The sequence below is a fragment of the Sphingomonas sp. genome (genome assembly GCF_036387595.1).
Lineage (GTDB): Bacteria > Pseudomonadota > Alphaproteobacteria > Sphingomonadales > Sphingomonadaceae > Sphingomonas.
Genome location: NZ_DASVTL010000024.1, coordinates 1 through 7,865 on the forward strand (window position 1 = coordinate 1; position 7,865 = coordinate 7,865).

7 protein-coding genes and 1 tRNA gene are annotated in these 7,865 nt (G+C 67.6%); 5 read left to right on the forward strand and 3 right to left on the reverse strand.

The window, feature by feature from the left end; all coding sequences use genetic code 11:
• Nucleotides 1-207: nitrilase-related carbon-nitrogen hydrolase (locus VF643_RS00960; RefSeq protein ID WP_331041487.1), on the forward strand; the 207-nt coding region annotated here is incomplete at its 5' end.
• Nucleotides 208-317: 110 nt separating this feature from the next.
• Nucleotides 318-659 carry a hypothetical protein gene (locus tag VF643_RS00965; protein ID WP_331041488.1) on the forward strand — a complete coding sequence of 114 codons (342 nt, stop codon included), beginning with the start codon at nucleotides 318-320 and terminating at the stop codon, nucleotides 657-659.
• A 160-nt stretch (nucleotides 660-819) separates the two neighbouring features.
• Here the strand turns inward: VF643_RS00965 and VF643_RS00970 are convergent, their stop codons facing one another.
• Entirely contained in the window at nucleotides 820-1,485 is a 666-nt protein-coding gene (locus VF643_RS00970) for a uracil-DNA glycosylase (RefSeq protein ID WP_331041489.1), read from the reverse strand.
• A 22-nt stretch (nucleotides 1,486-1,507) separates the two neighbouring features.
• Between VF643_RS00970 and folK the strand changes: the two genes are divergently transcribed.
• The 3 genes from folK (at nucleotide 1,508) to VF643_RS00985 (ending at nucleotide 5,830) form a co-directional block, all read left to right on the forward strand.
• Nucleotides 1,508-1,984: a 2-amino-4-hydroxy-6-hydroxymethyldihydropteridine diphosphokinase gene (gene folK, locus VF643_RS00975; protein ID WP_331041490.1), complete on the forward strand. Its 477-nt coding sequence runs from the start codon at nucleotides 1,508-1,510 to the stop codon at nucleotides 1,982-1,984.
• 19 nt (nucleotides 1,985-2,003) lie between these two features.
• Nucleotides 2,004-2,079: transfer RNA gene (locus VF643_RS00980), tRNA-Lys, on the forward strand.
• Nucleotides 2,080-2,284: 205 nt separating this feature from the next.
• Nucleotides 2,285-5,830: a glycosyl hydrolase 2 galactose-binding domain-containing protein gene (locus VF643_RS00985; protein ID WP_331041491.1), complete on the forward strand. Its 3,546-nt coding sequence runs from the start codon at nucleotides 2,285-2,287 to the stop codon at nucleotides 5,828-5,830.
• An 8-nt stretch (nucleotides 5,831-5,838) separates the two neighbouring features.
• Here VF643_RS00985 and VF643_RS00990 read toward each other — a convergent pair whose 3' ends face one another.
• Both VF643_RS00990 and VF643_RS00995 read right to left on the reverse strand, forming a co-directional pair.
• Nucleotides 5,839-7,134: a sugar porter family MFS transporter gene (locus VF643_RS00990; RefSeq protein ID WP_331041492.1), complete on the reverse strand. Its 1,296-nt coding sequence runs from the start codon at nucleotides 7,132-7,134 to the stop codon at nucleotides 5,839-5,841.
• On the reverse strand, nucleotides 7,131-7,865 hold a 735-nt coding region (locus tag VF643_RS00995), incomplete at its 5' end, for a tryptophan 7-halogenase (RefSeq protein WP_331041493.1). The genes VF643_RS00990 and VF643_RS00995, both read right to left, overlap by 4 nt.

The window sequence follows — 7,865 nt, forward strand, 5'->3', positions numbered from 1 at the left end:
ATCGGGGTGGAGCACGGGCAGACCTTCTACGGGACGAGCTTCATCGCCGACGAGCGCGGCGACATTCTTGCCCAGTTGGGCCGCGACGAGGAGGGCGTGATCGTCGCCACGATCGACCTCGCGCGCGTGAAGCGCCACCGCGCGGCGTTCGGGTTCTTCCGGGATCGGCGTCCGGATTTATATGGGCGGCTGGTGGAGGATGTTTGATGGGGCCTGTTTGGACGAGCTTGATCTCCGCTGCGGCATTGGTGCTCGTGGCAGTGTTGACTTTTATATCTAATGAACGGGCAAAGCGTACAGCTTCATGGCGAGATAAGATGTTTGAGTACTATGCCGATTTTGTAGACAGCCTCGGCCAGAATCTGGAAGGTCACTCAACCGCAGAGTCTCATGCATCATTTGCACGCGAAACCAACAATATGAACCTGTTCGCGTCCCCTGAAGTTATATCGGCAATGAATGCGTACCGAAGACAAATATCTGTCGCAAATACAGATAGGGCCTATTCGGATGATGACATACTGCTTACCGCACTGATCAAGGCGATGAGGGTCGACCGCGGAGTGCCCCACAGTGAACGCCTCGGTGATGCTTCGATCAAGCTTTGGGCTCCCGGCCCGGCGTCAGCAAGGCGAAAAAGTGTCGTTCGGCCGTCCTGATCATGGCGTCGCTGGTTTAGGCTACGCCTCATCTCCTTGTCCGTCATCCCCGCGAAGGCGGGGATCCAGACTGGCGAAGTGTCGTGGCTAAGATCGGAGGATAGCCAGTATGGATCCCCGCTTCCGCGGGGATGACGGACGGGGTGTAAGTCGCGGCGGATCATTCCTGCTTTCCCCGCAACGCTACCGCGCGCGCGAAGATCGCGTCGAACATCTCGGCCGTCAGCCGGCCGGTGTTCTGGTTGAGCCGCGAGCAGTGGTAGCTGTCGATCAGGATGCGGCCATCGGGCACGCGGTGCTCGGCGAGATGCGCGAATGGCGCCTTCGGCAGCCGCCCGCCGAGGATCTTGACGCAGGACTGGTGCGCGACCTGGCCGAGCGCGATGAAGATCCGCGCATTCGGCAGCGCCACGGCCTGATCCGACAGGAACGGCCGACAGGTGCGGACCTCCTCGGGCGTCGGCTTGTTCTGCGGTGGCAGGCATTTCACCGCGTTGAGGATGATCGCCCCGTGAAGCGCGAAATCGTCGTCCGGCGTGCCGCTGTTGGTGCCCGAACACAGCCCGTGGCGCGCCAGCGCGGCGAACAGCATCGTCCCAGCCGCATCGCCGGTAAAGGCGCGGCCGGTGCGATTGGCGCCGTGCTTGCCCGGCGCGAGCCCGACGATCGCGAGCCACGCGTCGGGATCGCCGAACGCGGGAACGGGCGCGTTCCACCAGCCGGGCTGCTCCGTGCGGCACGCCTCCCGCAGCGCGACCAGACGCGGGCAGCGCGGACAATCATGCGGCGGCTCGGTATGCGGGATCGGGCCGGGTGCGTTCGTCATCGCGGTGCGGTAAGCCGCGGCGATGGCGCCGACAACCTATGCGATCGCGATCGGATCGAACCGCTACGGGCGCCACGGCCCGCCTGCGCGGACGGTCGCGGCGGCGGTAGCGGCGCTGCCCGGCGTGATCGCGGTCGCCCCGACGATCGCGAGCGCGCCGCTGGGGCCGTCGCTGCGCCGGTTCGCGAACACCGTCGTGCTGGTGCAGGTGGCGGACGACCCGCCCGCGCTGCTGCGGCGGCTGAAGGCGATCGAGCGCGGCTTCGGTCGTCGCAATGGCCGGGTTTGGGGAGCGCGGATCCTCGATCTGGACATCGTCATGTGGTCGGGCGGGCACTGGCAGCAACGGACGTTGACGGTGCCCCACCGCGTGTTCCGCGAGCGGCGCTTCGTGCTCGCCCCGCTGGCCGCGATCGCGGGCGACTGGCGCGATCCGCGGACCGGGCGGCGCGTGCGTCATTTGGCGCATCTGGTTGACCGCCCGCGCGCCCGCCCCTAGGTGCCGCGTGCCGGAGTGAGGGTCCGTAGCTCAGTTGGTAGAGCAAGCGACTTTTAATCGAGAGGTCCCGGGTTCGAGCCCCGGCGGACCCACCACCGGCGCCTCTCGATACGCTTGGCGACGTTTCGACAGGCGTGCCTCGTAGCGAGCCAGGCGAGCAAGCCGTGACGGCCTGCCCCTGAGATCTTATCCCGGCCGGCGTTGATCGCGGACGGGTCCTGCCATAGCATCTCTTGCGCGGCGTGATCGCAACTTTCGCGATGGCGCCGCAGCTAAGCCTGTTGTCGTGAAGGACGCGTTATGCCCTCTGCCCCGTTGTCGAACCGGCAGACAAGCAGAGGCCTGCTTCGTCGCGTTTCGCTGGTGCTCGGCGCAGGATTGCTGCTCGGCCATGGCGTTGCCGCGCAACAGGTCGAGTGGGCGTCGCCGCGTCTTGCCCGACCCAAGCTGGCGGTGCTGGGGCCGTATGACGCCGAGTTCATCGCGGGCGGGGACGGGATCGTCAAACCGGCGCAAGGCTATGCCGAGGGCGAACGGTGGCAGGCGAGTCGGGACTGGACGGTGGCCGCCTGGGTGAAACCGGCGCGGCAAGTCGCCGGTCGGGTGATCCTGGGTGGCGTAGGCGCCGCCGGGGCGGCGGATGCGCGCGCGCTGGCGCTGGTCGACGGCCGTCCGGCGATGCTCGTCGGCGACCTGCTGGTCAGTGGGGGCGCGCCGCTCGCCACGGATCGCTGGCATCATCTAGTCGCGATCGGCCGCGGCGATACGCTGTCGCTGTTCCTCGACGATCGACAGATCGCCACGCGGCGCCTGCCCCAGGCGGCACCGGCCGCACCCGAGGCGATCGTGGTGATCGGCCCGCGGTCGATAGGCCAACCGGTCTTCACGGGTCGAATCGCCGGGCTGACCGTGACGCCGCAAGCGTGGACGGCAGCCGAGCTGCGCGGGGCGGCGCGCACCGCTCCCGACGACGACCTCGTCCGCTTCGAGAGCAACAGCCCCAGCTGGCCGCTCCAGGTCCGCACCCAATATGGCGAGGCGGTGCCGCAGCGCGCCTGGACGCTGCCGAAGAGCGCTGCGCCGCAAGCGAAGGGGAAGGCAATACCCGCTCCGGATCTGCCGCCGCTGGCGACGGAGGATCAGGGGCGCTTCGCCCTCAACGGCTGGCGGATGGCGGAAGCGCCGCAGGTGACCGCCGACGCGGGGTCGCTCTCGCGTGCCGGGTTCGACGCGCGGCGCTGGCATGTCGCGACCGTGCCGGGCACCGCGCTGACCACTTTGGTCGACCGCGGCGTCTATCCCGATCCGCGGATCGGGCTCAACAACATGGCGATCCCGGAACGCCTCGCGCGACAGGATTATTGGTATCGCACCGAATTCGTGCTGCCCCAGGCGCAGGGCGGCAAGCGGCTGGAGCTGCTGTTCAACGGCATCAATTACGCCGCCGAGATCTGGGTGAACGGCCGGCGACTCGGCGACATCAAGGGCGCCTTCATCCGCGGCCGGTTCGACGCGACGGGTGCGCTGGTCGCGGGGCAAGCCAATGCGATCGCGGTGCGCGTCTCGCCGCCGCCACACCCGGGCATTCCGCACGAACAATCGATGACCGGTGGGCGCGGCGAGAATGGCGGCGCGATGATGATCGACGGGCCGACCTTCACCGCGAGCGAAGGGTGGGACTGGATCCCCGCCATCCGCGATCGCAACACAGGATTGTGGCAGGGGGTCGAACTCGTCGCGACCGACGCGCTCACCCTCGGCGATCCCGATGTGGTGACGACGCTGCCGACGCCCGATCTGTCGGTGGCGGAGGTCGAGATCACGGTCCCGGTCAGCAACGCGGGCGATGTCGCCGCCGAGGCGATCGTCCGCGCGGGGTTCGACGATGTCGCGGTGGCGCAGCGTGTGTCGGTACCCGCGCATGGCACGGTGGTGGCGCGGTTCCGTCCCGCCGATCACGCGGCGCTGCGCGTGCGCCAGCCACGCTTGTGGTGGCCGAACGGCTATGGCGAGCCGGCGCTGCACGACCTGCGGCTGAGTGTCGGCAACGGGGACGTGTCGGATCGGCGCCGGCTCCGCTTCGGCATGCGGCAGGTCACCTATGAGCTGTCGTCGCTCGACCCGAAGGGCGACCTGCGTCGCGTCGAGGTCGATCTCACCCAGGCGAAACGGCTCGGCACCCCGATCATCGACGAACGCCATCCCGCGCTGCGCAAGGTGGCGGGCGGATGGGCGAACTCGCTGTTGCCGGCGGCGGAAACGTCGCCGGCGGTGCGTCCGGTGGTCAGCGATCCGCGGCTTTCCCCGCAGCTTGTCTTGCGCGTCAACGGCGTCCGCATCGCCGCGCGCGGCGGCAATTGGGGAATGGACGAGATGATGAAGCGCGTGGAGCGCAGCCGCCTCGAACCCTATTTCCGGCTGCACCGCGAGGCGGGGCTCAACATCATCCGCAACTGGATGGGGCAGAGCACCGAGGAGGCCTTCTTCCAGCTCGCCGACGAATACGGAATGATGATCCTCAACGACTTCTGGGAATCGACGCAGGACAATGATGCCGAGGCGGAGGACGTACCGCTGTTCGTCGCGAACGCGCGCGACACCGTGCGGCGCTTCCGCACGCACCCGTCGATCGTGCTGTGGATCGGTCGCAACGAGGGCGTGCCACAGCCGATCCTCCAGACCGCCTTGCAGGACATGGTTTGGGAGGAGGACGGCACGCGGATGTACAAGGGCAATTCGCGGATCATCAATCTCGCCGGCTCCGGCCCCTACAATTGGCGCGCGCCCGAAGGCTATTTCACCGATTTCGCCAAGGGCTTCGCGGTCGAGGTCGGCACGCCGAGCTTCCCCACCCGCGAAGCCTGGTCGGGTTTCGTACCCGCGGCGGATCGCTGGCCGGTGAACGACAGCTGGGCCTATCACGACTGGCACCAGGAACGCGCGGTGTCGGTGCAGAGCTTCATGGACGCGCTGACGACGCGCTTCGGCGCGCCCGCTGGTTTCGACGATTTCGAACGCAAGGCGCAGATGCTCAACTACGAGTCGCATCGCGCCATCTTCGAAGGGTTCAATGCCGGGCTGTGGACCACGAACAGCGCGCGCATGCTGTGGATGTCGCATCCGGCTTGGCCGTCGACCGATTTCCAGATCTACTCGTCCGACTATGATACGCACGCGTCCTTTTACGGCACCCGCAAGGGTGCCGAGCCGGTCCACGTCCAGCTGAACCTGCCCGATCACCGCGTGTTGATGGTCAACACCACCCGGGCGCCATTGGCGGGAATCCTCGTCAGCGCCCGCGTCGTCGCGCTCGACGATCGCGTCCTGCTGACCCGTGATGCGCGCATCGACGTGCCGGCGAACGGCACCGCCGAGGTGATGAAGCTCGATCTCGCCGATCTGATGAAGCAAGGTCCGGTGCTCGTCCGTCTCACCGCTAGCGGCGCCGGCGGCAAGACGCTGTCTGAAAATTTCTACTGGCAAGCGGACGAGGCAGTCGACCTGAGAGCGCTCGACGCGTTGCCGAAGGTTTCGCTCGCCATCGCGGCGCGTGAGGGCACACCGGTCGACGGCGAGCGAACGTTGATGGTCCGCCTGAGCAATCCGGCCAAGGTGGCGGCGCTGCAAGCGAAGTTGACGCTGCTCGATGCGAAGGGTGAGCGGATCCTGCCGGCCTACCTCAGCGACAACTACGTCTCGCTACTGCCCGGTGAGTCTCGCGAGGTGACGATCCGGTCGCCCGACGCGATCCGCCCCGCGACGCTGAGCGTGCGCGGATGGAACGTCGTGGACAGGATGCTGGAGCTAGGGCTGCGTCAGGACCGTGGGACTAAAGTCGCCCGCTGACGATCCGGTCATCGGTTCGCCATGCCGCCGCTGATGGCCTCGAGCGAGCGCCGCTTGGTTTCGGGAAACCAGCGTGCGACGACTATGACCTGGAGGAGCATTGCGGCGGCGAAGCCCCAGAACGGCAGCGCGCGATCATATTGGGCCAGCACGGGAAAGGCGAAGGACAGCAATGCGTTGGCGACCCAGTGCGTGCCGCTGCCGATCGCCTGACCCTTGGCGCGGACATCGGTCGGGAAGATCTCGCTCAGATATACCCAGATCACCGCGCCCTGCGACATCGCGAAGGCGACGACAAACAGGATCAGCAGCGGCAGCAGCAGCGCGTTGAGCGCGACACCGGCGTAGACCAGCGCCACGCCCGCCAGCGCGACCGCGGTGACGACGCCCCCCGCGAGCAGCAACGGCTTGCGGCCGACCCGGTCGATGATCGTCATCGCCGCCATCGTTGCGGCAAGATTGGCGGCGCCGATCACCACCGCCTGCACGTCGGGCGACAGGCCGACAAACCCGCCCGCGGCGAAGATGTCGTTAAGATAATAGAGGATCGCGTTGATGCCCGACAGCTGGTTGAACAAGCCGAGCGCGATCGCGAGCATGATCGGCTTGCGGTGCGCATGCCAGCTAAGCCGGCCGGTCGCGTTCGCCGCGGGTGGCGCTTCCTGCACATCGAGGCCGAACCGTACGGCGGCGGCATCCGCCTCCGAGGTGCGTCCCTTGGCGCGAAGCCAGCGCGGGCTCTGCGGCACACCCGTGAGCAGCAACAGGAAGACCGTGGCGGGGATCGCCGCGGAGGCGAGCTTCCAGCGCCACGCTGCGTCACCCGTGAGGACCTGGCTGACGGCGTAGTTGCTGGCATAGGCCATGAGGATGCCGAGCACGATGTTGAACTGGAACAGCCCGACCAGGAAGCCGCGCCGGGCAGGCGGGCTGATCTCGGCGATATAGACCGGCACCAGCACAGACGCCGCGCCGATCGCGATGCCGCCGATGAAGCGGAACGCGGCGAAGGCGGTCAGCCCGCCGGATAGAGCGCACCCGATCGCCGACACCAGATAGAGCAGCCCGATCACCCGCAGGACCCGCATCGCGCCGTATCGATCGCCCGGCGCGCCGCTCAACAGCGCGCCCGCGAGCGTCCCCCAGAGCGCGGCAGACACGGCGACGCCCAGCCCGGCCGGTCCAAGTGCGAAACGCAGTCGTAGCGCGCCGGTGACGCCCGAGATCACCGCGGTGTCGAACCCGAACAACAGGCCGCCGAGCGCCATCGCCGCGACCGCGCGGGTGTGGGCGGGTGTGGTCATGCCGCGGCTGCCCGGTGACGCTTGAGGAAGTCGGCATGCGGCTCTGCATGACGCAGCGTCGCATCGATCGCGGCGCGCATTCGATCGAAACTGTCGATCAGTTCCGCGACGCCGAACTGATCCGCGAGAGGGTGGTGGCGGTCCGGCAGGTCGCCGAAACCCGCATACATGCTCAGCCAGCTGGGATCCTGGAACGTGTCCCATTCGCGGCGCACGAACTCGCCGCCGGCCTGCCAGGCGTCGATCCGTTCCTGCAAGCCGTCGGGCAGCGCGATCTCGCGCATCGCATCCCAGAAGGGCTCACCAATGCGGCGATTGCGGAGGTAATGCAGGACGAGGAAATCGCGGAGGCGCTCGAACTCCAGCAGCGACTGCCGATTGTAGGTCGCCGCCAGTCGCGGATCCATGTCGTGAGCGGGAAACAGCGCCACCAAGCGCTCGAGCGCGGACTGGATGAGGACGATGCTGGTCGATTCGAGCGGCTCGAGAAAGCCGGCGGACAGGCCCACCCCCACGACGTTCTTCTCCCAGAAGCGGGCGCGGTGCCCGGTCGCGAAGCGCAGGCGATTGGGTTCGGCGATCACCTCACCCTCGAGATTGTCGCGGAGGGTACGTTCGGCGTCGTCGTCGCTCGTGAAGGCGGAGCAATAGACATGCCCGTTGCCGACGCGATGCTGGAGCGGGATGTGCCATTGCCACCCGGCCGGCCGCGCCGTGGCGGTGGTCATCGG

What these genes read in the sequence shown, in the direction of transcription:
- VF643_RS00990 (WP_331041492.1), bottom strand. Translation starts at nt 7,134, where the DNA reads ATGACCACACCCGCCCACACCCGCGCGGTCGCGGCGATGGCGCTCGGC.
- VF643_RS00965 (WP_331041488.1), top strand. Translation starts at nt 318, where the DNA reads ATGTTTGAGTACTATGCCGATTTTGTAGACAGCCTCGGCCAGAATCTG.
- VF643_RS00985 (WP_331041491.1), top strand. Translation starts at nt 2,285, where the DNA reads ATGCCCTCTGCCCCGTTGTCGAACCGGCAGACAAGCAGAGGCCTGCTT.
- folK (WP_331041490.1), top strand. Translation starts at nt 1,508, where the DNA reads ATGGCGCCGACAACCTATGCGATCGCGATCGGATCGAACCGCTACGGG.
- VF643_RS00970 (WP_331041489.1), bottom strand. Translation starts at nt 1,485, where the DNA reads ATGACGAACGCACCCGGCCCGATCCCGCATACCGAGCCGCCGCATGAT.